Origin of the sequence: Phenylobacterium sp., from assembly GCF_046290725.1 — a bacterium.
Taxonomy (GTDB): Bacteria; Pseudomonadota; Alphaproteobacteria; order Caulobacterales; family Caulobacteraceae; genus Phenylobacterium.
Map to the genome: position 1 here is coordinate 329,854 of NZ_JBKBUH010000001.1, position 24,008 is coordinate 353,861.

Consider the following 24,008-nt stretch of genomic DNA (forward strand, 5'->3'; position numbering starts at 1 on the left):
CTTACGGCGACGGCGGGGTGGTCGTGGTGTCCGTGGCCGGCGGGGTGGTGGCCGGCGGCGCCATCGGGTCGGCCGGGACGACCGTTCCATCGACGGGGGGCGCCGCCATCGGATCGGCCGGCGGCACGGTGGCCATGGAATCGGTGGTCGTCGCGTCGGCCGCCGCGGTGTCGGCGGCCGGCGTGGTTTCCTCCGGTTGTCCGCAAGCGGTCAGGCCGAGCGCAAGCGTGGCCGCACCGACGGCGGCGAAAAGTTGAAGTCGCATTCGGAAGTCCCTCCGGGTTGTCGTCCGCGGGATGTGAACCCTTCACGCCGCCGTGAGTTCCCATTCCCGTGATCGCGATGCGGGGGGCGGGCGCTTGCGCCGCGCCGTAATCCAATTCGAACATTTGCCCGCTAAGGCCGGGCGCGACGGAGGTTCCGAATGACGAAACGCGTGCGCAAAGCTGTGCTGCCGGTGGCGGGTCTGGGGACGCGGGTGCTGCCCGGCGCCAAGACCACGCCCAAGAACCTGCTGAACGTGGTCGACCGGCCGATCCTCTCCTATGTGGTGGAGGAGGCGCGCGCGGCGGGCATCGAGCACTTCGTCTTCATCGTCGGGCGCGGCCAGGGCGCCATCGAGGACTATTTCGACGCCAATCCCGAGGTGGAGGGCGCGCTTGAGGCCAAGGGCAAGGCCGACATCCTGGCCGAGGTGCGCAAGGACCTGGCGAAGCCCGGCGAGATGAGCTTCGTGCGGCAGATGGCGCCGCTGGGGCTGGGCCACGCGGTCTGGTGCGCCCGGCACATCGTCGGCGACGAGCCCTTCGCCGTCATGCTGCCCGACATGCTGATGGCGGCCGAGCCCCCCGCCCTCGCCCAGGCCATCGCCGCCCATGAGAAGACCGGCGGCAACATCGTTGTGGTGGAGCCCGCCCCCGAAGGCGAAGCGCACAAGTACGGCATCGTCGCGCTCGAGGGCCAGGAGGGACGGCTCAATCGCATGACCGGCATGGTCGAAAAGCCGGCCCCGGGGACCGAGCCCTCGAACCTGTTCATCTCCGGTCGCTATATCCTGCGGCCCGAGATTTTCGATCTTCTGGAGCGGCAGGGAAAAGGCGCCGGGGGCGAGATCCAGCTGACCGACGCGATGGCCGAGCTGATGAAAGTCCAGGATTTCCACGCCCTTGAGTACGAGGGGACCACCTACGACTGCGGGGACAAGATCGGCCTGCTCCGCGCCAACGTCGCCTTTGCTCTACGCCGGCCGGACCTGGCCGACGCCGCTCGTTCGGCGATCGAAGCCCTGCTTTAGCAACGGGACGGCTTCGCAAACGCTTGCGCCTGGGTTAGCCCTAACGATCGGGGGGTTCCTCCAGGGAGAGCACGATGCGGGTGCTGGTCCTGGGCGGCGACGGCTTCTGCGGCTGGCCGACCGCCCTGCATCTTTCAGCGCGCGGCCACGAGGTGGCCGTGGCCGACAACCTGTCCCGGCGGCGGATCGACGTCGAGCTCGGGGTCCAGTCCTTGACGCCGATCCAGGAGCTGCCGGATCGGCTGGCGGCCTGGCGGGAGGTCTCCGGCCGGGAGATCGGCTTTCACGAGCTGACCGTCGGAAAGGACTATGGGGGCCTGCTGGCGCTGCTGAAGACGTTCCGGCCCGACGCCGTTGTCCACTTCGCCGAGCAGCGGGCCGCGCCCTATTCGATGAAGTCGGCGCAGCACAAGCGCTACACCATCGACAACAACCTGAACGCCACCAACGACGTCCTGGCGGCGATCGTGGAGAGCGGGTTCGATATCCACCTGGCGCATCTGGGCACCATGGGCGTCTATGGCTACGGAACGGCGGGCGCGGCGATACCCGAGGGCTATCTGACGGTGAAGGTGGAGACGCCAGGCGGCTGGACCGAGCAGGAGATTCTGTACCCGCCCAATCCCGGCTCGATCTACCACCTGACCAAGACCCAGGACGCCCTGCTTTTCCAGTTCTACGCCAAGAATGACGGCCTAAGGATCACCGATCTGCACCAGGGGATCGTCTGGGGCTGCCAGACGGCCGAGACCCGGCTCGACCCGCGGCTGGTCAACCGGTTCGACTATGACGGGGACTACGGCACGGTCCTGAACCGCTTCCTGATCCAGGCCGCCCTGGGCCACCCGCTGACCGTGCATGGGGCGGGCGGGCAGACCCGGGCCTTCATCAACATCCAGGACACGGTGCGCTGCGTGGAGCTCGCCCTGCTCCACCCGCCGGCCCGGGGCGATCGGGTGATGGTGATGAACCAGATGACCGAGTGTCATCGCGTCCGCGACCTGGCCGCCCTGGTCGCCGGCCTCACCGGCGCCGAGGTCGCCCACCTGCCCAATCCGCGCGCCGAGGCCGACGAGAACGAGCTGGCCGTGGAGAACCGGCGGCTGCTCGCCTTCGGCCTTGAGCCGATCACCCTGGCCGAGGGCCTGCTGATGGAGATCGCCGAGGTGGCCGGCCGCTACGCCGACCGGGTCGACCGCTCGAAGATCCCTTGCGTCTCCCACTGGAACGCCGAGCGCGCCCGGGCCGCCGGCGCAGGGCTGGACGTGGCGGCGGAGTAGACCTTGAAGCTGTTCGTGTTCGGCTACGGCTTTTCCGGCGGGGCGCTCGCCCGGCGCCTGCGGGCGGAAGGCTGGAGCTTCGCCGCCGCGGCGCGCAATCCCCAGGCCCGCGCCGCCGTCGAAGCCGAAGGCGGCCGCGCCGTCGACCCGTCGGACAGGGACGGCCTGGTGGAGGCCCTGGCGGACGCCCAAGCGGTGCTGGCCACGGCGCCGCCGGGGCCGGAAGGCTGCCCCGCCCTGCCCCTGGTCGTCTCGGCCCTGGCGCGGGCCGGCGCCTTTCCCGACTGGATCGGCTATCTCTCGACCACCGGGGTTTATGGCGACCGCGGCGGCGGTTGGGTGTTCGAGGAGAGCCGCCTGGCGGCCGTCTCGCTGGAAGGCGCCCGCCGCGTCGCGGCCGAGCGCGACTGGCTGGAGGTCGGTCGCGGCATGGGCCTGACCGTCACGATCCACCGCCTGCCGGGCATCTACGGGCCGGGCCGTTCGGCGTTCGATCGTCTACGAGAGGGCCGCGCGCGCCGCTACGCCGCGCCGGGCCAGGTGTTCAGCCGCGTCCATGTCGAGGATCTGGCGGCCGGGCTCGCGGCGTCCATCGCCAGGCCACGCGCGGGCGGGATCTATAACCTGTGCGACGACGAGCCGGCGCCGAACGGCGAGGTGATCGCCTATGCCGCGCAGCTGCTGGGCCTTCCCGCGCCGCCGGAAGAGCCGCTGAACCTCGACGCCCTCGCCCCCTCCGCCCGCAGGTTCTATGCGGAGACGAAGCGGGTCTCGAACGCCCGCGCCAAGGCCGAGCTGGGCTGGCGGCCAGCCTATCCCACCTATCGCGAAGGACTGGCGGCCGTGCTGGAGGCCGAGCGCGCGGCTCAGAGCTGACCTAGCAGCAGCCCGCCCGCCGCACAGGCCGCCAGCGTCGGGATCAACCCGACCTTGAACCGCAGCATGGCGACCAGTGCGCCCGTCGCCAGGAGCGCTGCGCGCCAGTCGAGGCTGGCCAGCACCGGAATCTCTGGCCCGATCCCGAGCACGGAAACCTCACGCACCTCTAGGAACAGCACGTGGAGGGCGAACCAGAGGGCGAGGTTGGCGATCACCCCCACGACGGCCGCCGTGATCGCGGCAAGCGCGCCGGAGGCGGCCTGGTGGCCGCGCAGCGCCTCCACATAGGGCGCGCCCAGGAAGATCCAGAGGAAGCAAGGCGCGAAGGTCACCCAGGTGGTCAGGAGCGCGCCGAGGGCGCCGGCGACGAGCGGATCCAGCGGCCCCGCCTCGCGATAGGCCGCCAGGAAGCCGACGAACTGCAAGACCAGGATCAGAGGCCCGGGCGTCGTCTCGGCCAGGCCCAGGCCATCGGCCATCTCGCCGGGCGCGAGCCATCCGAAAGCCTCCACCGCCGCCTGGGCCACATAGGCAAGCACCGCATATGCGCCGCCGAAGGTCACCACGCCCATGGTGGAGAAGAAGCCGGCGAGCTGCGTCCAGATGCTGCCTGGCCCCAGCGCGGCGAGGAGTGCGGCGAAGGGCGCGAGCCAGAGGACCAGCCACACCGCCAGGATCCGCAGGGACCGACCGCGGGAAGGCTTGAGGTGCCGCGCCCCTCCGGTCGCGATCACCCGGTCCACCAGCCCCCGTTGGTCGGTGTCGGCCTCGCCGCCGTGACCGGCCTGACCCACAAGGTGCGGCGCGCGCCAGCCCAGCAGCGCGGCAGCCGCGATGACCAGGGGAAAGGGGATGTCGAGCGCGTAGAGAGCCACGAAGGCCGCCACCGCCAGCCAGAGGGCCGCGCGGGTCTTCAAGGCGCGGCTTCCGACGCGGATCAGGGCTTGCGCCACAATGGCCAGCACCGCGCACTTCACCCCCAGGAATAGCGAAGCGGCGATCGGCGTGGCGCCGTAGAGCGCGTATCCGGCGCTCAGGGCCAGCATGACGAGGGCGCCCGGCAGGACGAAGAGCCCGCCCGCCACCAGCCCGCCGGCCGTGCGATGCATCAGCCAGCCCATATAGGTCGCCAGCTGCTGGGCCTCCGGCCCGGGCAGGAGCATGCAGTAGTTGAGGGCGTGCAGGAACCGCCGCTCGCCGATCCAGCCGGTTTCCTCCACCAGGACCCTGTGCATCAGGGCGATCTGGCCGGCCGGGCCGCCAAAGCTCAAAAGCCCGATCCGCGCCCAGACGCGCGTCGCCTGCCAGAAGCTGGGTAAGGCGAGATCGCCCCGCGCTTCCGGTCGGCCCGTCACGTCAAAGAACCTCTTCCAGGGCTGCGATCAGGCGGGCGATGTCCTGCGGCCGGGACAGCCGATGGTCGCCATCCTTCACCAGGGTGAAGACCACGTCCTCGCCTTTCAGACTCTGGGCGAGCTCGAGCGCGTGGCGCCAGGGCACGTCCGGATCGGCGCCGCCCTGCAGGATGCGTACGGGCGCCGTCACGTTCACGGGCGCATCGAGGATCGACCAGCGGGCGCCGTCCTCCAGGAGCTCGCGGGTGATCGGATAGGGATCGCCATAGTCCGACGGCCGCATCCACACGCCGGTGCGCGCCATTTCAGCCTTGGCCTCATCCGACATCTCCGGCGCCATCAGCTTTTCGGTGAAGTCGGGGGCTGGCGCGATCAGCACCATGGCCTTCACCCTTTCGGCCCGCGCCATGGCCGCCAGGCACGCGATCCAGCCGCCCATGGAGGAACCGACCAGGACTACTGGCCCCTCCGTGAGCTCGTCGATCACCGCCAGCGCGTCCTCCCGCCAACGGGTGATCGTGCCGGCCTCGAAGGCGCCCTCCGATTCGCCGTGGCCGAAATAGTCGAAGCGCACATACGACCGTCCCGCCGCCAGCGCCCAGTCGGCGAGCGCCTGGGCCTTGGTCCCGGCCATGTCAGAGCGGAAGCCGCCCAGCCACACCACCGCAGGGCCGACGCCGGGCGTCGCGCGCCAGGCCAGCCGCGCGCCGTCTGGGCGCGCCAGGAATCCGTTCGCCTCAGTCATTCGAACGCTCATACGCGCCCGCGTGGTTCGCGTCAGCCGCGAGGCGCCTTTACCAAATTTTGATGTACGCTAATGAGGGCGCGTGACCTTGCCCCCAGACTTCACGCTCCTGCAGGTGGTGCCGGAGCTCGACACCGGCGGCGCCGAACAGACCACCATCGACGTGGCGCAAGCCGTCGTCCGCGCCGGCGGCAAGGCGCTGGTGGCCACCCGGGGGGGACGCATGGCCGCGCGGCTGGAGGCCGACGGCGGGCGCCTGGCCCAGATGCCGGTGCAGACGAAGAATCCGCTGGTGATGCTGGGCAACGCCGCCCGGCTTGTCGACCTGATCCGGCGGGAGAAGGTGTCCATCGTCCATGCCCGGTCGCGGGCCCCGGCCTTTTCCGCGCTCTGGGCGGCCCAGACCACCGGCACGCCGTTCGTGGCCACCTATCACGGCGTCTACAATGCGAAGAGCGGGCTGAAGCGCTGGTACAACGCGGTCATGACCCGCGGCGACCTGGTGATCGCCAATTCCGACTACACCCGCGATCACATCCTGGCCGAGCACGGGGTCGACCCCGACAAGCTAGTCACCATTCCCCGGGGCGTCGACCTCGAACGCTTCACCCCAAGCTGGGTGACGCCCGATCGGGTGGACAACCTGCGCGCCGCCTGGGGACTCGACCCCGCCGACCGGCGGATGAAGCTGCTGCTCGCCGGCCGCCTGACGCGGATCAAGGGCCATCTGATGATCGTGGAGGCGGCCACGCGGCTGAAGGCGCGAGGCCGCCGCGACTTCCTGATCCTCTTCGCCGGCGACGACCAAGGCCGGATCGAGTACCGCCACGAGGTGGAGCGCGCCATCGTCGCGGCGGGGCTGGAAGAGCAGGTCAAGCTCGTGGGCCACTGCGACGACATGCCGGCCGCCTATCTCGTCTGCGACATCGCCATGCTGCCGACCACCAAGCCGGAGAGCTTCGGCCGCGCCGCCGTGGAGCCCCAGGTGATGGGCAAGCCGGTGCTCGCCTCCGACCACGGCGGGACGACTGAGACGGTGGTGTCGGGCGAGACTGGGTGGCTCGTCCCGGTGGATGATCCCGAGGCGTGGGCGCTCGCCATCGCCAAGGCGATCGACGTCGGCCATGCGCGGCTTGCGGCCATGGGCCAGGCGGCCGCCAACCGTGCCCGACGGCTCTATTCCGTCGACGCCATGTGCGAAGCGACGCTCGCCGCCTACGCCCGGGTGCTGGAAGCCCGCGCCAGATGAGCGGCCAGATCCGCAAGGTGCTGGTGATCAAGCTGTCGGCGCTGGGCGACTTCGTCCTGGCGCTGGCGGCCATGCGCAAGATCCGCGAGGCCCACCGGAAGGCGCACATCACCCTGCTCACCACGCCGCCCTTCGAGGCGCTGGCCAGGTCCTGCCCCTATTTCAACGCCGTGGAGATCGACGGGCGGCCGGAAGGCCTTTCCGGCTGGCTCGAGTTGCGGCGGCGCTTGAAGGCGGCGCGGTACGACCGGGTCTACGATCTGCAGACCTCGGCCCAGTCGGCGCGGATCTTCTATTCCCTCTGGCCCTTCCCCCCAGAGTGGTCCGGCAACGCGTTCGGCTGCGCCCTGCGCCACGCCAATCCCGACCGCGACCGGATGCACACGCTGGAGCGCCACGCCGACCAGCTGAAGTACGCCGGAATCTGGCCCGACGCGCCGACGGAGCCCGGATCGGCCCCGCCGCCGGACCTCTCCTGGATCCTGGCGCGCCAGCCGAAGCCGCCGCCGGTCTCGGGCGGCGTGACGCCCCGGCCCTATGTGCTGTTCGTGCCCGGCGGCTCAGCCCACCGGCTGGACAAGCGCTGGCCCGCCGACCATTTCGGCCAGCTGGGGCGGACGCTCTACGACCGCGGTTTCGACATCGTCATCATCGGCGGCCCGCAGGAAAGCGCGGTGGCCCGCGCGATCCAGAAGCACGTCGGCCAGGCCCGCGACCTGACCGGCCGCACCGACTTCGCCCGCATCGCCGTGTTGGGGGCCAAGGCGGCGTTGGCGGTCGGCAACGACACCGGGCCGCTGCATCTGGCGGCCGCGGCCGGCGCGCCGACCGTGGTGCTTTTCTCCAAGGCGTCCGATCCGGCGCTCTCGGCGCCCCGCGGGCATGTGGCCGTCCTCCAGGCCGACCGGCTGGCGGATCTGGCTGTGTCCGAAGTGATGCAGGCGGTGAACGCTCTTCTACCCTGAGACGCCGGCCGCCTTGATCGCGCACCGGCCCTTCGTCATATACTGGCTGTGAACGCTCCGGAGCTTAACTGCGGCCGGCGCGTTCGCCGTTCGAACAAATCCGGAGCAAAAGCCTATTCGCCGCCCCATGCAGGCGCCGCCCGTCAAAGACGGTCCGCGCATCAACGACGACATCCGCGTTCCCCGCGTCCTCCTCATCGACCAGCACGGTGAGAAGCAGGGCGTGATGCCGACTTCCTCCGCCCTGGAGGCCGCCGAGGAAGCCGGGCTCGACCTGGTGGAGATCGTGCCCAACGCCGATCCGCCGGTTTGCAAGATCCTGGACTATGGCAAGTTCAAGTTCCAAGAGCAGAAGAAGAAGAACGAGGCGCGCAAGCGGCAGAAGGTGGTGGAGATCAAGGAGATCAAGCTCCGTCCCAACATCGACAAGCACGACTACGACGTCAAAGCCCGCTCGATGCACCGCTTCTTCGAGGAAGGCGACAAGGTGAAGGTCACCCTGCGCTTCCGCGGCCGCGAACTGGCTCACCCCGAACTCGGCATGAAGCTGCTCCAGCAGGTTAAGGCCGACTTCGAGCCGGTGGCCAAGGTCGAGTACGAGCCGAAGATGGAAGGCCGCCAGATGATCATGATCCTGGCGCCGCGCTAAGGCGCCGTCGAAACGAGGTTGAACGGCCGCCTCTCCCGGCGGCCGTTTGCATTTCCGGCGCGGGGGCGCCGCCGAACCTCCGCGCCCCGTGGAGCCCCCAATGCCCTGGACGCGCCGCTATGAGGAAGCCGAACCCCAGCGGGTGAACCGCTGGCTGGCCCAGAGCGGCGTCTGTTCCCGTCGCGAAGCCGAGGCCCTGATCGCCGAGGGCCTGGTCTCCATCGACGGCGCAAGGGTCGAGGATCCGGGCCGGAAGATCGAGAGGGGCCAGACCCTCGTCCTGGCCGACCGCGCGCAGCAGAAGCTCGCCGGCCATTTCACGGCCGTGCTGAACAAGCCTGTGGGCTATGTCTCCGGACAGCCGGAGCCGGGTCAGACTCCCGCCGCCCGCCTGCTGACGGCGAAGAACCTGATGGGCGACGGCGAAGCGCCCGGCCCGAAGGCCAGCCTTGCCCCGCTCGGGCGGCTCGACATGGATAGCCGCGGCCTCTTGATCCTCTCCGAGGACGGCGTTCTGGCCAAAGCTATCATCGGCCCCGACTCCGACCTCGAGAAGGAGTACCGCGTCCGCGTAGCCGGCCCGCTCGACGAGAAGAAGATGGGGCTTCTGCGGTATGGCCTGCAGTTGGACGGGCGGCAGCTCAAGCGCGCCCGCGTCGACGTGATCGGCGACCAGCGCCTGTGCTTCGTGCTGAAGGAAGGCCGCAATCGCCAGATCCGCCGCATGTGCGACCTTGTGGGGCTGAAGGTGGTCGACCTGCTGCGCGTGCGGATCGGGACCTTGCGGCTCGGCGACCTGCCGGAGGGGCGCTGGCGGCCGCTGACACCCGCCGAACGTGAGGCCCTCGTCGCGCCGCCGGGGCCGCTCCGCGGCGCGCGGAACACACCTGAACGGTGAAAAATCCGACCGTCGCACTCGGGCTTGCCGGGTTCGCCGACGCCGCTTAACAGCGTTCACATGGCCCATACCGAACCGCAGAGGGCGACTCCGTCCGCTCTCGCGGCGCCGTCGCTGATCGCCGTCATCTTCATCAACATGCTGGGCTTCGGGATCATCGTCCCGTTGCTGCCCTTCTATGCCAAGTCGTTCAACGCCGAGGCCTGGCAGATCGCGTTGATCTTCTCGGCCTATTCGGTCGGGGCCTTCTTCGGCGAGCCCTTCTGGGGCCGGCTGTCGGACAAGTACGGTCGCAAGCCGCTGCTGATCTCGACGATCATGGGCAATTGCCTTTGCTATCTGGCGCTGGCCTTCGCGCCCAACATATGGGCCGCCTTCTTCATCCGCCTGATCGGCGGGCTGGCGGCCGGCAACGGCGCGGTGGTGCAGGGCTACATCGCCGACGTGACGCCGCCGGAGAAGCGTGCGCGGCAGATGTCCTATCAGGGGGCGGCCTGGAATGTCGGCCTGATCGTCGGCCCCTCGGTCGGCGGCCTGCTGGCGCATCCCGAGGCCGGTCCCGCCGGGTTCCAGATTCCGCTCTTCGTTGCGTCAGGCCTCGCGCTGGTCTGCGTGGTCGCCATCGCCCTCTTCATCCGCGAGAGCCACCAGCGGGAGCAGACCATAAGCCAACGGCCGGCCCGCTGGTCGGCCCTTGGAGAAGCGGTCCGCCATCCGGCCATCGGGCGTCTGATGCTGCTGACCTTCCTGGTGGGCTTCGCCTTCACCGGCATCGAATCCACATTCGGCCTCTGGGCCCAGGCCCGGTTCGACTGGGGGCCGCGGGAGATCGGCGTCTGCTTCGCCTTCGTCGGCATCGCCGCAGCCGGAACCCAGATGTTCGTCACCGGCCCCCTGGCCGAGCGCTATGGCGAAGGGCGGATGTTGGCGGTCGGCATGGCGCTCACCATGGTCTGCTCGGCCCTGCAGCCGTTCTCGGTGAACGGGGTGATGGTCGTGATCCTGATGTGCCTGACCGCCATCGGCCAGTCGGTCGCCTGGCCCAATGTCAGCGCCCTGATCTCGCGCAGCGCCGACCCGCACCGCCAGGGCCAGATCCTGGGCCTGAACAACGCCACCAGCGCGCTGGCCCGCGTCGTCGGACCATTCTGCGCCGGCCTCGCCTTCGCCGGGATCAGCGTCAACGGTCCATTCTTCCTGGGCGCCCTGGTGGTCGCCCCCGCCATCGCGCTGGCCCTGTCGGCCAGCCGTCACGCCGCCGCGCGGCCATGAGCACGCCGCCCCCGGACCGGCGCGCGCTCGTCATCCTCCTGTCGGTGGTGTTCCTCAACATCGCCGGCTTCGGCCTGGTCATCCCGCTGCTGCCCTTCTTCGGCAGGGCCCTGGACGCCCCGCCCTGGCAGATCGCGCTGCTCTTCTCCGCCTTCTCCTTCGGGCAGTTCCTGGGCGAGCCGTTCTGGGGCCGGCTATCGGACCGGGTCGGACGGCGGCCGGTGCTGCTGGCCACCATCGCCGCCAGCGCGCTGGCCTATGTCGCCCTCGCCTTCGCCCCGACCATCTGGCTCGCCTTCCTGGCCCGGTTCGCGGGCGGTTTTCTGTCGGGCAACATCTCGACCCTGCAGGGGTGCCTCGCCGACATCACCCCGCCGGAGGAGCGAGCCGCCAAGATGGGGATCATGGGCTCGGCCTTTTCGCTCGGCTTCATGGTGGGGCCAGGGCTGGGCGGCCTCCTGGCGCGGCCCGAACTCGGAACCCTCGGCTTCCAGATCCCGCTCTTCGCGGCCGCCGGCTTCGGCCTGCTGGCGGCGCTGGGCGTGGTCTTCTTCGTCAAGGAGAGCCGGCCGGGCACGCCCGACATGCGTCCCCCGGGCCGCCGTGCGGCCCTGCGCGAGGCCTTCGCTCATCCGGTGGTCTCGCGCATCCTGGCGATCAGCTTCATCACCGTGGCGGGCTTCGCCGGCATCGAAGCCACCTACGGCCTGTGGACCGAGCATCGGTTCGGCTGGGGCCCGCGCGAGATCGGCTTCGCCTTCATGGCCATCGGCGTGCTGGGCGCCTATTGCCAGGGCGTGCTGACCGGCTTCCTCGTCCGCCGGTTCAGCGAGCCGCGCGTCCTGACGGCGGGCCTGGTGCTGATGTGGTTCGGGATGATCTTCCAGTTCGGCTCGCCCAACTGGCAGGTCGCCATGGTCGGATTCGCCTTCGTCTGCGTCGGGCAGTCGATCTGCTTCCCCAACATCGCCGCCCTGATCTCTCAGGCCACGCCGCCGGACCGCCAGGGCGAGATGCTGGGCCTCAACATGTCGAACATGGCGCTCGCCCGGATCGGGGGGCCGATCTACGCCGGCCAGCTCTTCTCCCACGTCCATCCAGGCGCGGCCTTCCTGGTGACCGCGATCCTGATCGTTCCGGCGACGATCCTCGCCGTACAGATCATGCGCCGCCTCCCGGCCCGCGCCTGACCCGCCGCCCTTGCCTTTGCGCGGGCTTTCGCGTATTGAGCCGCCCCTTCGGAGCCGCCTGGCCAAAGGCATGCCAGGGCGGTTCGTCAATACGCCAGAGGACGGGACCGCAAGGTTCCGCAAGAGAAATGCCGAAACTGAAGACCCATTCGGGCGCCAAAAAGCGCTTCAAGATGACCGCCACCGGCAAGATCAAGGCCGGCGTCGCGGGCAAGCGCCACCGCCTGATCAGCCACAATGGCAAGTACATCCGTCAGAACCGCGGGACCAAGGTGATGAGCGAGGCCGACGCCAAGATCATCAAGTCGTTCCTGCCCAACGGCCTTTAAGCGCGAAGGAGATCTGACAGATGGCTCGCGTGAAACGGGGCGTTGTCGCCCACGCCAAGCACAAGAAGGTTCTGGAGCAGGCCAAGGGCTTCTACGGCCGCCGCAAGAACACCATCCGCGCCGCCAAGGCCGCAGTCGACAAGGCCGGCCAGTACGCCTACCGCGACCGCAAGGTCCGCAAGCGCAACTTCCGCTCGCTGTGGATCCAGCGCATCAACGCCGCTGCGCGTCTGGAAGGCCTGACCTACGCCCGATTTATCCACGGCCTTGAGAAGGCCGGGATCCAGATGGACCGCAAGGTCCTGGCGGACATCGCAGGCAGCGACCCGACCGGTTTCAAGGCCATCGCCGACAAGGTTCGCGCCGCGCTGGCTTGAGGCCTGGGAGCATCCCGCTCCTGAAGCATTCGAAGCCCTCCGGCCGAACCGCCGGAGGGCTTTTTGCTGCCCTCTTCCCGCACCCGGTCCGATCCCTTAGACGAGCCCAGCCATGATCGCCCAACTCGAAGCCGAAATCCTCGCCGCCATCGAGGCCGCGAACGACCCCGCCGCCCTGGAAGCCGTCCGCGTCGCCGCGCTCGGCAAGTCCGGCTCCATCTCCGAACTCCTGAAGTCCCTAGGCAAGATGAGCCCGGAGGAGCGCCGCGAGCAGGGGCCGCAGATCAACGGCCTGCGCGACCGCGTCGCCGGCCTGATCGCCGAGAAGAAGGCCGCCCTGGAGGCCGCCGAGCTCGACGCCAAGCTGGCCTCCGAGCGCGTCGACCTCACCCTGCCCCCGCCGCCGCGCCGCCGCGGTTCGGTCCATCCCACGATGCAGGTGATGGACGAGATGATCGCCGTCTTCGCCGAGATGGGCTTCTCGGTGGCCGAAGGCCCGGACATCGAGACCGACTTCAACAACTTCACCGCGCTGAACTTCCCGGAGAAGCATCCGGCGCGGGAGATGCACGACACCTTCTTCCTCCAGGAAGACGCCAAGGGCGAGCGCAAGGTGCTGCGCACGCACACCAGCCCCGTCCAGGTGCGGGTGATGCGCGCCACGAACGAGCAGTTGCCGGCCTGGATCGCCAACGGTCAGGAGCCGCCGATCCGCGTCATCGTGCCGGGCCGCACCTTCCGGAAGGACTCGGACCAGACCCACACCCCGATGTTCCACCAGATCGAGGGGCTGGTGATCGACAAGGGCATCCACATGGGCCACCTGAAATGGACGCTGGAGACCTTCATCGCCAAGTTCTTCGAGACCGACGCGGTGGAGACCCGGTTCCGGCCGCACCACTTCCCCTTCACCGAGCCTTCGGCGGAGATGGACGTGCGCTGCGACCGCTCCGGCGGCGAGGTGAAGATCGGCCAGGGCTCCGACTGGCTGGAGATCCTGGGCTGCGGGATGGTTCATCCCAACGTGCTGCGCAATTGCGGGCTCGATCCGGATGTCTGGCAGGGCTTCGCCTTCGGGGCCGGCGTCGACCGGCTGGGCGTGCTGAAATACGGCATGCCCGACCTGCGCGACATGTTCGCCTCGGACGTGCGGTGGCTGGAGCATTACGGCTTCTCGGCCTTCGCCGCGCCGAACCCGGCTACGGGGCTGTCCTGACCGCCCACCCACACCAGAGGCTCCCCCTCCCGGGGGAGCTGTCCGCGAAGCGGATTGAGGGGGACGGAGGTCCCAGCGGTCGCCGCCCCCTCCGTCGTCCGTCGCTTCGTCCCGAACGCCACCTCCCCCCGAGGGGGAGGATCTAGGAAGACGAGAAGATGAAGTTCACCCTGTCCTGGTTGAAGGATCACCTGGAAACCGAGGCCACGGTCGCCGAGGTGGTCGAGGCCATGACCATGGCCGGCCTCGAGGTCGAGCACGTGGAAGATCCGGCCGCCAAGCTCGCCGCCTTCTCCGTCGCCAGGATCGTCGAGGCCGTCCAGCATCCGAACGCCGACCGGCTGCGCGTCTGTCAGGTGGACACCAAGGACGGCCGCAAGGAGATCGTCTGCGGGGCGCCGAACGCGCGGCCGGGCCTGACCACCATCTACGCCCCGCTCGGCGCCTATGTTCCCGGGTCAGGGATCACCCTGGAGGCGCGGCCGGTGCGCGGCGTCGTCTCCAACGGCATGCTCTGCTCGGCCGCCGAGCTGGAAGTCGCCACCGAGTCCGACGGCATCATGGAGCTGCCGGGCGATCTCGCGGTCGGGACCTCGGCGACCGAGGCGCTGGGCCTGGAGGCGGTGATCGACTTCGAGGTCACTCCCAATCGTCCGGACTGGCTGGGCGTGGTCGGCATCGCCCGCGACCTGGCCGCCGCCGGCCTGGGCGTGCTGAAGGATGCGGGCGTCGAGGCCGTGCCCGGCAAGTTCGCCAACCCGATAGAGATCCGCATCGACGCCTCGGGCGCCTGCCGCCAGTTCGCCGGTCGGCTGATCCGCGGGGTGAAGAACGGCCCCTCGCCGGCCTGGCTGCAGCAGCGGCTGACCTCCATCGGGCTTCGGCCGATCAACGCCCTGGTCGACGTGACCAACCTGATCTCCTACGACCGCGCGCGGCCGCTGCACGTCTATGACGCGGCCAAGCTTTCCGGCGGCTTCATCGAGGCGCGCCTCGGCCGCGAAGGCGAGAGCGTGGAGGCGTTGGACGGCAAGACCTACGCCCTTACGCCCGAGATGTGCGTCATCGCCGACGCCTCCGGGGTCATCGGCCTGGGCGGCGTGATGGGTGGAGAATCCACGGGCTGCTCCGAGGAGACCACGGACGTCTTCGTGGAAGCCGCCTGGTTCGACCCGATCCGCACCGCCCAGACGGGGCGGACGACGGGCATCGTCTCCGACGCCCAGTACCGCTTCGCCCGCGGGGTGGATCCGGAGAGCCAGGTCCCCGGGGTGGAGCTCGCCACCCGCCTGATCCTGGAGCTGTGCGGCGGCGAGCCGTCGGAGCTGACGGTGGTGGGCGAAAGCCTGCCGCATCCGCAGCCGATCGCCTTCGACCGGTCCTATGTGAAGCAGCTGGCGGGCCTGGACCTGCAGCCTGGGCGCATCGACGACATCCTGCGCGACCTGGGCTTCGCCGTCGAAGGCGACCGGGTGACGCCGCCCTCCTGGCGGCGCGACGTGGAAGGCAAGGCCGACCTGGTCGAGGAGGTGGCGCGGATCGAGGGCTATGACGCCCTGCCGGCCGAGCCCCTGCCGCCCGCGCCGGCGCGGGCCGGCGGCGTGCTGACCGTGCGCCAGAACCGCATGCGCGCCGGCCGCCGCGCCATGGCGGCGCTGGGTTATGCGGAGACCATCACCTGGAGCTTCATGAAGCGCGAGACCGCCCGCCTGTTCGGCGGCGGCCAGGACGAATTGGTCGTGACCAATCCCATCGCCTCGGACCTCGACTGCATGCGCCCGTCGATCCTGCCCAACCTGATCGAGGCGGCCGCGCGCAATGCGCGCCGCGGCTTCCCCGACGCGGCCCTGTTCGAGGTTGGGCCGTTCTATCGGGGCGATCGGCCAGAAGATCAGGTGACGGCCGTTGCGGCGGTCGTCGCGCCGCACCCGCCCCGCCGGTGGGACGGAGCCAGGGAAGACGCGCTCTTCCAGCTGAAAGGCGACCTTCTCGCCCTGCTGGCCGAGCTCGGCGCGCCGGCCAGCCTGCAGACGGCGCAGTCCGGGCTGTCCCCATGGTGGCACCCCGGCCGAGCGGCGGCTCTGCGGCTCGGCAAGGCCACCGTGGCGGAGTTCGGCGAAATCCACCCGCGCATTCTGAAGGCGCTGGACGTGGAGGGGCCGGTCTATGGCTTCGAACTGGTGCTGGACGCCATTCCGGAGCCCAAGAAGAAGCCCACCAAGACTAAGCCGGCCCTGGCGCTCTCGCCGCTCATGCCGCTCTCGCGCGATTTCGCCTTCGTGGTGGACGAAGCGGTGCCGGCCGGCGATCTCGTCCGCGCCTTGGCCGGCGCTGACAAGCAGCTGGTCTCCGAGGTGCGGGTCTTCGACGTCTATCGCGGCCAGGGCGTGCCCGAGGGCGCCAAGTCGGTGGCCGTCGAGGTGCTCGTGCAGCCGCGCGAGAAGACCTTGACCGACGCGGAGATCGAGGCCCTGTCGACCCGGCTGGTGGCCGCCGCCAAGAAGGCGGTGGGCGCGACCCTGCGGGCCTGACGCCGGGCGAGTCGCCGCTCACCCGCCGGTTGATCGGCGTTGACGGGATCGCCGCATGCGCGTTCCGTGCGGCCCAGGTTGCGCTCGCTCCGCGTGGGCGCCAGGGCTGTTGGGGTTTACGATGTCCGATCAAGACAAGCCGCTGGCGGCCGAGGCCGACCGGCGCGCCTTTCTCAAGACCGCCGGGCGCTTCGCCGCGGTGACGCCGCCGGCGATGACGCTGCTGCTCTCCACCTCGATGAGCTCGCCGGCCATCGCCAAGTCGAACGGCGGCGACACGCCGCACGATCCCGACTGCAAGGATCCCAAGCACAACCATCCCAAGCCGGGCCATGGCGGGCATAAGCCCGGTCACGGCGGCGGGCATGGCGGCGGCTGGCCCAAGCCCAAGCGCCGGAAGTGACGCCGGAGGCTCGGCGTCGTGAGCCGTGTAGCGCCTGACGCCGGGCTCGAAGAGGAGCGGTTCGCCGTCTCGCCGGCTGTCCGGATTCTGAAACTGGCGGGACGCTCCGCCCTGTTCTGCGGCCGCCGCCAGCAGCTGTTCGAACTCAACGCCACCGCCGCCGAGATCTGGCGCGGGCTGGCCGCGGGCGCGTCGACATCCGAGGCCGGCGAGGGTCTGCGGCGGCTGGGCGCTTCACGCGACGAAGCCTGCGCCTATGTCGCCCAGGCTGCGCTGGACTGGACGGATCTGGGCCTGCTCGTCCCTGCCGCCGTCCAACAAGGCCTGGCGCGCCCACCGCTCACCGAGCGCGTCTATCGCCTCGACGGCCTGGCGGTCCGGCTCTCGCTGCACGGCTCCGGCGCGCTCGATGCGGTGGACTCCGCCTTCGGCCATCTGGAGGCGACCGACGCCCTGCCGACGGGGGAGCTGGCGCTGGCGCCCTATGCCGGCGGCTGGATGCTGTTCGTGAACGGCGCCAGCCACGGGCGCCTGGCGCCGGAGGCGCTGGTTCCCGGTCTCAAGGCGATCCTCACCGACCTCTATGCCGGCGCCGTGGACGAGGGCTTCCTGGTCCATGCGGCGCTATTGAAGGCCGGCGAACGCACCCTGCTGCTCACCGGCGAGCCGGGCGCGGGCAAGACGACCCTGACCCTGGCGCTCGCCGCCGCCGGCATGACCTATGGCGGGGACGACATCGTCCGCATCTCGCCCGACGGCCTGGCGCGTCCCGCCCCCTTCGCCGCGGCGGTGAAGGCCGGCGCCTGGCCGCTGCTGAGCGGCCGCCTGCCCCAGGTCGATCATGCGCCCACGCATCGCCGCGCCGACGGCCAGGAGGTGCGCTATGTCCTGCCGCCGACCGCCGCCGCCTTCGCGCCCGCTGCGCCGGACCTCGTGCTGGTCCTGAGGCGTGAGGCCGGCGCCGCGCCGCGGCTTGAGCCGATGCATCCCCTCGACGCGCTCTGCGTGCTGCTGGACTCCGCCTTCGCCCGGCGTGGCGCGGCCGATCCGGACGGCCTGACCGGCTTCGCCCAGCGCCTGGAGCACGCCGCCTGCGGAACCTTCGTCTATTCCGACCTGGACGCCGCCGTCGCCGCCGTCGAGGCCCTGGCGCGATGACCGCGCCCTACGCCGCCCTGGGCCAGCTCGGCGAGGCGATGCAGGGGCGCCTGCCGCCCGACGTCGACTGGCTGGCCTTGATCAAGCTCGCCAACGACGCCCTGATGACGCCCGCCGTGGCCGGCGCGCTGCTTCCTGCCGCAGCCTTGCCCGACGACGTCCGCGCCTTCCTGGCCGATGTGCGCGCCCGCAACGCCGCCCGCAACGCCCGTCTCGCCGACCAGCTGACCGAGGCGGTGGGCGTGCTGAACCGCGCGGGCGTCGAACCGGTGCTGCTGAAAGGTGCGGCGCTTTGGGCGGGCCGCAGCCCCGACGAACCCTTCGACCGCCTGCTGGCCGACCTCGACCTGCTGGTGGCGCCGCACGAAGCGGCCCGCGCCCGCGCCGCCCTGACCCTGCACGGCTATTCGGTGATGGCGGAGAAGGACGGTGCCGACGTCCACGCCGTGGCCGAGCTCGCCCGTCCGCAGGACGCTGCGGCCATCGACCTGCACCAGCGCGCGCCCGGGCCGCCGGGGCTGGCCCAGCCGCGCGACTTCTCCGCCCGTTGCCGGCGGGTGAACTGGGCCGGCGTCTCGGCGCGCGTTCCCGACCCGGCCTTCCAGGTGTTCCTGACGATCCTGCACGACCTCTTCCATGACGGCGACTTCTGGCGCGGCGCGTTCGACCTGCGCCACCTGCACGACGTGGCCGTGCTCGCCGGACGGCCGGAGGGCGTGGACTGGGAGGCCTTGCACGATCTCGCCGGCACGCGGCTGGCGCGCCACGCCGTCGCAGCCCAGCTGCTCGCCGCCCGGCGGCTGTTCGGCGCCCGAATTCCGGCGGAGCGGGTCGAGACCCCCCGCGCCCGGCTGCAGCACGCCCGCCGCCTGGCTCAGCTGCGGTGGCCGCAGTTGCGGACGCCGCTGGCCTTTGGGGGTCTGCTGCTGGAGGCGCCGCACCTGCCCGAACACGCCCTGGCCAACCGCGCCGGCCGCGAGCGCGTGCTGGACGGCGCGCAAGGGCTGGGGGAGGCCGACCGCCTCTCGCGCCTGCGCCAGATCCTCGCCCCTCCGGCGACGGGAAAGGTCTAGAAGGGCAGGACCCGCCGGGTGCGAGAGAAGCCCAGATAGCCGACATTGGCGCCCAGGCGCAGGCCCACGCCGGCCCGGATGGGCGCCAGGGTGATATCGTCCGTGCGCAGGTAGTTCACGCCGAGCCCGGCCACCAGATAGGCCGACCCCTCCACGCCGGGGAAGCGCTGGAAGATCACTTCCGGATAGTGGAGATTATAGCACAGGGTGAAGACCCGGCTGGCGTTGCCGCCCAGGTCCCAGCCGATGGAGGGGCCCTGCCAGAAGACCTCCATCGCTTCCTTGTTCTTCATGTAGAGCAGGCCGCGGCCGTAGCGCGCGCCGACCGTGAAGGCGCCCGAGGCCTCTTCGCCGGCGATGTAGGCGGTGGGCCGGCCATTGTCCTTGAAGATCCGCTCGATGGCGCCGCCGGCGGCCTCGGCCGTCACCCCCAGGAAGTCCGAGACAGTGTTGACCAGTTCGTCGCGCGAATAGGTCTCGGTCTGGGCCGGATAGCTGGGGTTGGCCGTGGCGCTGGGCGAGGGCGGCGGGGGGCCGGGGCTGTACTCGCGCTGCTGAGCGGTCGCGCAACCGGCGCTCCCCAAGGTGGCGAGGCCCGAAGCGATGAGCGTGCGGCGATCCATGTGCGCGTGATTCCTCGAGAAAACTGCCGAAGGCTCCCATCCCCCGAGGGCATGAATGCGGCCGCCAAGCTTAATGGCCGATTAACCATGCCGGCGCGAACCGTCGCGCTCGCTTAAGCCGGCGGATGTGCTAGAGGCTCGCCACCATGACGACGCCGCTCTCGCGCATCCGCAACTTCTCCATCGTGGCCCACATCGACCACGGCAAGTCGACCCTGTCCGATCGCCTGATCCAGGAGACCGGCGCGCTGACCCAGCGCGAGATGACCGAGCAGGTCCTCGACAACATGGACATCGAGCGCGAGCGGGGGATCACCATCAAGGCCCAGACCGTCCGCCTGCACTACAAGGCCAAGGACGGCGAGACCTATGTCCTGAACCTGATGGACACGCCCGGTCACGTCGATTTCGCCTACGAGGTCTCCCGCTCGCTGGCCGCCTGCGAGGGCTCGATCCTGGTGGTGGACGCCTCGCAAGGGGTCGAGGCCCAGACGCTCGCCAACGTCTACCAGGCCATCGACAACAATCACGAGATCGTCCCGGTCCTGAACAAGATCGACTTGCCGGCCGCCGACCCCGAGCGGGTGCGCCAGCAGATCGAGGACGTGATCGGCATCGACGCCTCGGACGCGGTCGAGTGCTCCGCCAAGACCGGGGTCGGCATCGCCGACGTGCTGGAGGCCGTCGTCACCCGTCTGCCGCCGCCGAAGGGCGACCGCGACGCGCCGCTGAAGGCGCTGCTGGTCGACGCCTGGTACGACCAGTACCTGGGCGTGGTGGTTCTTGTCCGCGTCTTCGACGGAACCCTGCGCGTCGGCCAGAAGGTCAAGATGATGCAGACCGGCGCCCAGTACCAGATCGACCGGCTGGGCGTGTTCCGGCCCAAGCAGACCGACGTGGCCGAGCTCGGCCCCGGCGAGGTCGGCTTCATCACCGCCTCGATAAAGGAAGTGGCCCACGCCGCCGTCGGCGACACCATCACCGACGAGCGCAAGCCCACGGACAAGCCCCTGCCCGGCTTCCGCGAGGTGCAGCCGGTGGTGTTCTGCGGCCTCTTCCCCGTCGACGCCGCCGATTTCGAGGACCTGCGCGCGGCCATCGGCCGCCTGCGCCTGAACGACGCCAGCTTCACCTACGAGATGGAGACCAGCGCGGCGCTGGGCTTCGGCTTCCGCTGCGGGTTCCTGGGCCTCCTGCACCTGGAAATCATCCAGGAGCGGCTGAGCCGGGAGTTCGACCTCGACCTGATCGCGACGGCGCCTTCGGTGGTCTACAAGATCAAGCTGACCAACGGCGACGAGATCGAACTGCACAATCCGGCCGACCTGCCCGACCCGGTGAAGATCGAGAGCATTTCCGAGCCCTGGATCAAGGCCACCATCTTCACCCCGGACGAATATCTCGGCTCGATCATCAAGCTCTGCCAGGACCGCCGCGGCGAGCAGCGCGAGCTCTCCTATGTCGGCAGCCGCGCCATGGTGGTCTACGACCTGCCGCTGAACGAGGTGGTGTTCGACTTCTATGATCGGCTGAAGTCGATCTCGAAGGGCTATGCCAGCTTCGACTATTCGATCGAGGGCTATCGCGAGGGCGACCTCGTGAAGATGTCGATCCTGGTCAACGCAGAGCCGGTGGATGCGCTCTCCATGCTGGTCCACCGCAACCGCGCCGAAAGCCGCGGCCGGGGCATGGTCGAGAAGATGAAGGAACTGATCCCGCAGCACATGTTCCAGATCCCGATCCAGGCGGCGATCGGCGGGCGGATCATCGCCCGCGAGACGGTGCGCGCGCTGCGCAAGGACGTGACGGCCAAGTGCTACGGCGGCGACATCACCCGCAAGCGCAAGCTCCTCGAGAAGCAGAAGGAGGGCAAGAAGCGCATGCGCCAGTTCGGCAAGGTGGAGATCCCGCAGGAAGCCTTCATCGCCGCCCTGAAGATGGACGCCGACTAGGCTTCACCCAGATCCACAGCCCGACCACATAGGCGAACACCGCCAGATAGGCCGCGGTGAACGCCCACATCGGCAAGTCCCAGTAGATCAGGCGGTTGACCGTGCGCATGACGAGGGGGTCCTGCGCGCCTGCGCCGGTCAGCTCGTCCTGCCAGATGGTGAGGAAGCAGGCCTGGCCGAACAGGGCCTGCAGCGCCACTACGCCGAGCGAGGCCAGGTGCAGGATCCGCCAGCCGCGGGCCCGCACCCAGGACCAGCCGCGCCAGGCGCCGACGGGAATGGCGATCAGGCCGAAGACATTGAAGGCGATGACGGCCACGTGGGCGGCCAGCACCGCCGCGGCGGCGAGGGCGGGGTCCATGACCGGAACTTAAGTCCTGCGCGTTTCGCCGCCATGGGTTTCCTCTGCGACGAAATGCTTGCGCGGCTGGCCCGGCTGCTGAGGGCCGCAGGCCACGACACCCTGTTGGCCACGGGCGGCGCGCCCGACAGCCTGCTGCTCGGCCTGGCGCGGTGGGAACATCGCCTGCTTCTGACCCAGGATCGCCGGCTGGCGGCCCGCGCCGCCCCCTTCGCCGCCCTGGTGGAGGGGCGAAGCGCCATGGACCAGGCGCGCAGCCTATCGCGCGCCGCGGCGGTGGACTGGCGCTGCGCGCCCTTCACCCGCTGCCTGGTCGACAACGCCCGGCTGGTCCTGGCCGGCCCCTCGGCGCTGGCCGCCATGCCGCCGGAGGCCCAGGCCGGCCCCGGGCCCTTCCGCGCCTGCCCGATCTGCGGCCGCGCCTATTGGCCCGGCAGCCATGTCAAGCGGCTGGCCGAACGGCTGGCGACGCTGGCCGGCGACGATTGATCCCGCTCGCGGCCTCGCCTAAATCCCGACATCGAGCTCGGCCATTCGTCGCCGACCAGCCAGAGGGGGAAAGACCTTGCGCAAGCTCGTCATCCTGGCGGCCGTCGCGGCCGCATTGACCACGGCGGCCTGCAACACCGTCGCCGGCGTCGGGCGCGACGTCCAGGCCGCCGGCGCAGCGGTGACCGGCGCAGCCAACGACGCCAAGCGCTGAGCCGGCACGGGAGACGCGTTCGCGCGTTTCCCCGCCATGCCGCTTCGCCGTTCCGCCGCTCTGGCCGCGGCGCTCGCACTCGCCGCCTGCGAGACCCTGCCAGGACCGCCGCCGGAAGCGCGGGTGACGGGCGAGGCCGTCTGGGCCGAACCGGCCGAGTTGGCGGCCGGCGCCATGCTGGAGGTCTTCCTCCTGGAGGAGGATCCCAGGCTCGGCGTCCGCACCGCCGACCTGGTCCGCCTGCCGCTGTATCGCCAGGATGCGGTTCCCTTCGCCCTGGCCATTCCCGTCGAGCACCTGAATCCGGCAGCGCGCTATCGCGTGGCGGGCCAGGTGATCGAGCCATCCGGCCGCCGCATCTGGGCCGCCGCGCCCGAGCCGCCGGCGCTCGCCTTCGGGCGCCCGTCGCATGTGACCCTGGTGCTCGCTCCGGTCGGGCGATGAAGGGAACGCCTCCCGGTCCGAGCGGTTGGGAAGGCGAACAGGGAGTATCGCATGAGCACGTCCAAGCACCCGCTTTCCGGCCACACCCCCAACCCGCCGCCCCGCGACGACCTGGAAGACAATCCGCACATCGGCGCGTCACGTGGAACCACCATGGCGGGCGAGGATCCGCACATCATCGAAGGCGAGAACACCTCCGAGGGCGACGTCCAGAACGACGCCGATGCGACGGGCGCCCCCACACCCATGAACCGCCACCGCACGAACCCCTAAACCTATGAGAGTTTAGGACAATTCGCCGCGATTCACGTTGAATCCCAAGGCCGTTCAGGCCTTTCGCCGCAAATTGTCCATGCCTGCGGCGGCGGGGCGCCTTTTCTTCGGCGGGGCCTGCGCGCATATGGCCAAGCATGAGTTCGCAGCCCCACGCCCCGTTCCTCCAATCGGTCCTGCGCGGACTGAAAGGCCGCTGCCCGCATTGCGCGGAAGGGCGGCTGTTCTGGCGCTACCTGAAGGTGGAGCCGCACTGCCAGGCCTGCGGCCACGACCTCGCCCGCTATCCGGCCGACGACGGCCCGGCCTACTTCACCATCCTGATCGTCGGCCACCTGATCATCGCCCCGGCCCTGTTCTTCCCCTTCATCTGGGAGGCGCCGCCGGCCATCGTCCTGCCCACCGTGCTGATCCCGCTGGGCGCTGCGACGCTGGCGCTGCTGCACGTGGTGAAGGGCGGCTTCGTGGGCGCCATGTACGCCCTGGGCGTCAAGGACTCCGACGCCAAGCTGCACACGGCCGACGTCGCCGACCCGCGCTGAGCGGAACCGGCGGCTTCAGCATACGTTCGTCCCCCGCCAGACCTTGAGCCGGGGCTTGGGAGACGAAACGCATGTCGCTCGGAACCATCCTGCTGATCATCCTGGTGCTGCTGCTGATCGGCGCCCTGCCCACCTGGGGCTACTCGCGCAGCTGGGGCTATTTCCCGAGCGGCGGCCTGGGCCTCGTTCTGGTGATCGTCCTGATCCTGGTGCTGATGGGCCGCGTGTAGCGGCCGCCCCCTTCCGT

The 24,008-nt window shown here is 70.1% G+C and carries 28 protein-coding genes; 23 read left to right on the top strand and 5 right to left on the bottom strand.

The annotated features are described in order from the left end of the window. Position 1: 1 nt before the first annotated feature. Positions 2-265 carry a hypothetical protein gene (locus ACK41C_RS01760; protein ID WP_409649712.1) on the bottom strand — a complete coding sequence of 88 codons (264 nt, stop codon included), beginning with the start codon at positions 263-265 and terminating at the stop codon, positions 2-4. A gap of 159 nt (positions 266-424) precedes the next feature. On the opposite strand from ACK41C_RS01760, the gene ACK41C_RS01765 reads away from it, so the two are divergent. The 3 genes from ACK41C_RS01765 to ACK41C_RS01775 all read left to right on the top strand — a co-directional run bounded on the left by ACK41C_RS01765 (position 425) and on the right by ACK41C_RS01775 (position 3,450). Then, entirely contained in the window at positions 425-1,294 is an 870-nt protein-coding gene (locus ACK41C_RS01765) for a UTP--glucose-1-phosphate uridylyltransferase (RefSeq protein WP_409649715.1), read from the top strand. A 74-nt stretch (positions 1,295-1,368) separates the two neighbouring features. Continuing rightward, positions 1,369-2,574, top strand: coding sequence for an NAD-dependent epimerase/dehydratase family protein (locus ACK41C_RS01770; protein WP_409649718.1), 1,206 nt, complete (start codon positions 1,369-1,371; stop codon positions 2,572-2,574). A 3-nt stretch (positions 2,575-2,577) separates the two neighbouring features. After that, positions 2,578-3,450 carry an SDR family oxidoreductase gene (locus tag ACK41C_RS01775; RefSeq protein WP_409649721.1) on the top strand — a complete coding sequence of 291 codons (873 nt, stop codon included), beginning with the start codon at positions 2,578-2,580 and terminating at the stop codon, positions 3,448-3,450. On the opposite strand, the gene chrA is transcribed toward ACK41C_RS01775, so the two are convergent. Both chrA and ACK41C_RS01785 read right to left on the bottom strand, forming a co-directional pair. Further along, positions 3,441-4,808, bottom strand: a complete 1,368-nt coding sequence (gene chrA / locus ACK41C_RS01780; protein WP_409649724.1) for a chromate efflux transporter — start codon at positions 4,806-4,808, stop codon at positions 3,441-3,443. The two genes, ACK41C_RS01775 and chrA, sit on opposite strands and share 10 nt — an antisense overlap. 1 nt (position 4,809) lies before the next feature. Further along, positions 4,810-5,553 (bottom strand): alpha/beta fold hydrolase, encoded by a 744-nt coding sequence (locus ACK41C_RS01785; protein ID WP_409649727.1) that lies wholly within the window; start codon positions 5,551-5,553, stop codon positions 4,810-4,812. Between the two features lie 82 nt (positions 5,554-5,635). Here ACK41C_RS01785 and ACK41C_RS01790 point away from each other — a divergent pair, with 82 nt between their 5' ends. The 13 genes from ACK41C_RS01790 (at position 5,636) to ACK41C_RS01850 (ending at position 18,863) form a co-directional block, all read left to right on the top strand. Next, positions 5,636-6,802: a glycosyltransferase family 4 protein gene (locus ACK41C_RS01790; protein WP_409649730.1), complete on the top strand. Its 1,167-nt coding sequence runs from the start codon at positions 5,636-5,638 to the stop codon at positions 6,800-6,802. Next, complete coding sequence (locus tag ACK41C_RS01795) at positions 6,799-7,767, top strand: glycosyltransferase family 9 protein (RefSeq protein ID WP_409649733.1); 969 nt, start codon at positions 6,799-6,801, stop codon at positions 7,765-7,767. Before ACK41C_RS01790 ends, ACK41C_RS01795 begins: the two co-directional genes overlap by 4 nt. Before the next feature lie 127 nt (positions 7,768-7,894). Then, complete coding sequence (gene infC / locus ACK41C_RS01800; RefSeq protein ID WP_409649737.1) at positions 7,895-8,416, top strand: translation initiation factor IF-3; 522 nt, start codon at positions 7,895-7,897, stop codon at positions 8,414-8,416. A gap of 100 nt (positions 8,417-8,516) precedes the next feature. After that, positions 8,517-9,314, top strand: a complete 798-nt coding sequence (locus ACK41C_RS01805) for a pseudouridine synthase (RefSeq protein WP_409649739.1) — start codon at positions 8,517-8,519, stop codon at positions 9,312-9,314. Positions 9,315-9,374: 60 nt separating this feature from the next. Then, positions 9,375-10,586, top strand: a complete 1,212-nt coding sequence (locus ACK41C_RS01810; RefSeq protein ID WP_409649742.1) for an MFS transporter — start codon at positions 9,375-9,377, stop codon at positions 10,584-10,586. Next, on the top strand, positions 10,583-11,776 hold the full coding sequence (locus tag ACK41C_RS01815) for an MFS transporter (protein WP_409649744.1): 1,194 nt from the start codon (positions 10,583-10,585) through the stop codon (positions 11,774-11,776). The genes ACK41C_RS01810 and ACK41C_RS01815 overlap by 4 nt, the downstream gene beginning before the upstream one ends. A gap of 128 nt (positions 11,777-11,904) precedes the next feature. Next, the gene (rpmI, locus tag ACK41C_RS01820) at positions 11,905-12,105 is read left to right on the top strand and encodes a 50S ribosomal protein L35 (protein ID WP_409649747.1); all 201 of its coding nucleotides are present in this window, start codon (positions 11,905-11,907) and stop codon (positions 12,103-12,105) included. A gap of 20 nt (positions 12,106-12,125) precedes the next feature. Continuing rightward, on the top strand, positions 12,126-12,482 hold the full coding sequence (gene rplT, locus ACK41C_RS01825; protein ID WP_409649749.1) for a 50S ribosomal protein L20: 357 nt from the start codon (positions 12,126-12,128) through the stop codon (positions 12,480-12,482). A gap of 112 nt (positions 12,483-12,594) precedes the next feature. Further along, positions 12,595-13,698: a phenylalanine--tRNA ligase subunit alpha gene (gene pheS, locus ACK41C_RS01830; RefSeq protein ID WP_409649753.1), complete on the top strand. Its 1,104-nt coding sequence runs from the start codon at positions 12,595-12,597 to the stop codon at positions 13,696-13,698. A 158-nt stretch (positions 13,699-13,856) separates the two neighbouring features. Beyond that, positions 13,857-16,229, top strand: coding sequence for a phenylalanine--tRNA ligase subunit beta (gene pheT, locus ACK41C_RS01835; RefSeq protein WP_409649756.1), 2,373 nt, complete (start codon positions 13,857-13,859; stop codon positions 16,227-16,229). 121 nt (positions 16,230-16,350) lie between these two features. Further along, positions 16,351-16,632 carry a hypothetical protein gene (locus tag ACK41C_RS01840; protein WP_409649758.1) on the top strand — a complete coding sequence of 94 codons (282 nt, stop codon included), beginning with the start codon at positions 16,351-16,353 and terminating at the stop codon, positions 16,630-16,632. An 18-nt stretch (positions 16,633-16,650) separates the two neighbouring features. Further along, positions 16,651-17,790, top strand: a complete 1,140-nt coding sequence (locus tag ACK41C_RS01845) for a hypothetical protein (protein WP_409649761.1) — start codon at positions 16,651-16,653, stop codon at positions 17,788-17,790. Next, positions 17,787-18,863, top strand: coding sequence for a nucleotidyltransferase family protein (locus ACK41C_RS01850; protein ID WP_409649763.1), 1,077 nt, complete (start codon positions 17,787-17,789; stop codon positions 18,861-18,863). Before ACK41C_RS01845 ends, ACK41C_RS01850 begins: the two co-directional genes overlap by 4 nt. Here the strand turns inward: ACK41C_RS01850 and ACK41C_RS01855 are convergent. Then, on the bottom strand, positions 18,860-19,486 hold the full coding sequence (locus ACK41C_RS01855) for a DUF1134 domain-containing protein (protein ID WP_409649766.1): 627 nt from the start codon (positions 19,484-19,486) through the stop codon (positions 18,860-18,862). The genes ACK41C_RS01850 and ACK41C_RS01855 overlap by 4 nt on opposite strands. 146 nt (positions 19,487-19,632) lie before the next feature. Between ACK41C_RS01855 and lepA the strand changes: the two genes are divergently transcribed. Then, complete coding sequence (gene lepA, locus ACK41C_RS01860) at positions 19,633-21,438, top strand: translation elongation factor 4 (protein WP_409649769.1); 1,806 nt, start codon at positions 19,633-19,635, stop codon at positions 21,436-21,438. Here the strand turns inward: lepA and ACK41C_RS01865 are convergent. Further along, positions 21,407-21,799 carry a DUF2784 domain-containing protein gene (locus tag ACK41C_RS01865; RefSeq protein ID WP_409649771.1) on the bottom strand — a complete coding sequence of 131 codons (393 nt, stop codon included), beginning with the start codon at positions 21,797-21,799 and terminating at the stop codon, positions 21,407-21,409. The genes lepA and ACK41C_RS01865 overlap by 32 nt on opposite strands. A gap of 33 nt (positions 21,800-21,832) precedes the next feature. On the opposite strand from ACK41C_RS01865, the gene ACK41C_RS01870 reads away from it, so the two are divergent. The 6 genes from ACK41C_RS01870 to ACK41C_RS01895 all read left to right on the top strand — a co-directional run bounded on the left by ACK41C_RS01870 (position 21,833) and on the right by ACK41C_RS01895 (position 23,991). Next, complete coding sequence (locus ACK41C_RS01870; protein WP_409649773.1) at positions 21,833-22,288, top strand: Mut7-C RNAse domain-containing protein; 456 nt, start codon at positions 21,833-21,835, stop codon at positions 22,286-22,288. A gap of 76 nt (positions 22,289-22,364) precedes the next feature. After that, on the top strand, positions 22,365-22,502 hold the full coding sequence (locus ACK41C_RS01875) for an entericidin A/B family lipoprotein (RefSeq protein ID WP_409649776.1): 138 nt from the start codon (positions 22,365-22,367) through the stop codon (positions 22,500-22,502). A 36-nt stretch (positions 22,503-22,538) separates the two neighbouring features. Then, positions 22,539-22,946, top strand: coding sequence for a YbaY family lipoprotein (locus ACK41C_RS01880; RefSeq protein WP_409649778.1), 408 nt, complete (start codon positions 22,539-22,541; stop codon positions 22,944-22,946). A 51-nt stretch (positions 22,947-22,997) separates the two neighbouring features. Beyond that, a complete protein-coding gene (locus ACK41C_RS01885) occupies positions 22,998-23,219 on the top strand; it encodes a hypothetical protein (RefSeq protein ID WP_409649780.1) in 222 nt (73 codons plus the stop codon). 137 nt (positions 23,220-23,356) lie between these two features. Further along, complete coding sequence (locus tag ACK41C_RS01890) at positions 23,357-23,761, top strand: DUF983 domain-containing protein (protein WP_409649782.1); 405 nt, start codon at positions 23,357-23,359, stop codon at positions 23,759-23,761. A 71-nt stretch (positions 23,762-23,832) separates the two neighbouring features. Beyond that, complete coding sequence (locus tag ACK41C_RS01895; protein WP_409649784.1) at positions 23,833-23,991, top strand: DUF3309 family protein; 159 nt, start codon at positions 23,833-23,835, stop codon at positions 23,989-23,991. The last annotated feature ends 17 nt before the right edge of the window (positions 23,992-24,008 follow it).